The sequence below is a fragment of the Cupriavidus sp. FW305-27 genome (assembly GCF_058787995.1).
Genome location: NZ_JBYTAG010000132.1, coordinates 1 through 1,944, shown reverse-complemented (window position 1 = coordinate 1,944; position 1,944 = coordinate 1). Strand labels below are relative to the sequence as shown.

Annotated in this window: 2 rRNA genes; both read right to left on the bottom strand. The window is 54.5% G+C overall.

Annotated elements, in window-relative coordinates:
- Positions 1 to 9: 9 nt before the first annotated feature.
- Positions 10 to 122: ribosomal RNA gene (gene rrf / locus AC3WRI_RS32835) — 5S ribosomal RNA — on the bottom strand.
- Between the two features lie 113 nt (positions 123 to 235).
- Positions 236 to 1,944 (bottom strand): 23S ribosomal RNA (locus AC3WRI_RS32830); the annotation flags it as partial.

Here is a 1,944-nt window from a genome sequence, read left to right as displayed (position 1 = left end):
GGAATAAGAGCCTGGCGATGACCTACTTTCACACGGGAATCCGCACTATCATCGGCGCGGAGCTGTTTCACGGACCTGTTCGGGATGGGAAGGGGTGGTTCCAGCTCGCTATGGTCACCAGGCATGAGGGGTTGCAGCGCTGAGGTTGAGGTCAACGCTGCGAATAGGGATGTAGTTGGGGTTGTGCGTATCTGGCACAAGGCGATCGACTCACCAGGCAAAACACACTGGTTATAGGATCAAGCCTTACGGGCAATTAGTACTGGTTAGCTTAACGCATTACTGCGCTTCCACACCCAGCCTATCAACGTCCTGGTCTCGAACGACCCTTCAAGGCGGTCAAGCCGCCAGGGAATCCTCATCTTCAGGCGAGTTTCCCGCTTAGATGCTTTCAGCGGTTATCTCTTCCGTACATAGCTACCCTGCGATGCCTCTGGCGAGACAACAGGTACACCAGCGGTACGTCCACTCCGGTCCTCTCGTACTAGGAGCAGCCCCCGTCAAGATTCCAACGCCCACGGCAGATAGGGACCAAACTGTCTCACGACGTTTTAAACCCAGCTCACGTACCTCTTTAAATGGCGAACAGCCATACCCTTGGGACCGGCTACAGCCCCAGGATGAGATGAGCCGACATCGAGGTGCCAAACACCGCCGTCGATATGAACTCTTGGGCGGTATCAGCCTGTTATCCCCAGAGTACCTTTTATCCGTTGAGCGATGGCCCTTCCATTCAGAACCACCGGATCACTATGTCCTGCTTTCGCACCTGCTCGACTTGTCGGTCTCGCAGTTAAGCACGCTTTTGCCATTGCACTTTAGGTACGATGTCCGACCGTACCAAGCGTACCTTCGAACTCCTCCGTTACACTTTGGGAGGAGACCGCCCCAGTCAAACTGCCTACCATGCACTGTCCCCGACCCGGATTCACGGGTCAAGGTTAGAACCTCAAACAAACCAGGGTGGTATTTCAAGGACGGCTCCACGTGAACTAGCGTCCACGCTTCAAAGCCTCCCACCTATCCTACACAGATCGGTTCAAAGTCCAATGCAAAGCTACAGTAAAGGTTCATGGGGTCTTTCCGTCTAGCCGCGGGGAGATTGCATCATCACAAACACTTCAACTTCGCTGAGTCTCGGGAGGAGACAGTGTGGCCATCGTTACGCCATTCGTGCAGGTCGGAACTTACCCGACAAGGAATTTCGCTACCTTAGGACCGTTATAGTTACGGCCGCCGTTTACCGGGACTTCAATCAAGAGCTTGCACCCCATCATTTAATCTTCCGGCACCGGGCAGGCGTCACACCCTATACGTCCACTTTCGTGTTTGCAGAGTGCTGTGTTTTTATTAAACAGTCGCAGCCACCATTTTATTGCAACCCCTTCACCCTTCTGGCGCAGGCCAGTCAAGCTACCAGGGCGTACCTTATCCCGAAGTTACGGTACCAATTTGCCGAGTTCCTTCTCCCGAGTTCTCTCAAGCGCCTTAGAATACTCATCTCGCCCACCTGTGTCGGTTTGCGGTACGGTCTCGTATGACTGAAGCTTAGAGGCTTTTCTTGGAACCACTTCCAATTGCTTCGCAGCACTAGGCCGCTCGCCCCACATCCTTGAATCCCGCGCCCGGATTTGCCTGAGCGCCTTCTCCAATGCAGGGACCGGGACTTCCAACACCCGGACAACCTTCCGCGATCCGTCCCCCCATCGCATCATACGACGGTGCAGGAATATTAACCTGCTTCCCATCAGCTACGCATCTCTGCCTCGCCTTAGGGGCCGACTCACCCTACGCCGATGAACGTTGCGTAGGAAACCTTGGGCTTACGGCGAGGGGGCCTTTCACCCCCTTTATCGCTACTCATGTCAGCATTCGCACTTCTGATACCTCCAGCATCCTTTACAAGACACCTTCACAGGCTTACAGAACGCTCTCCTACCACGC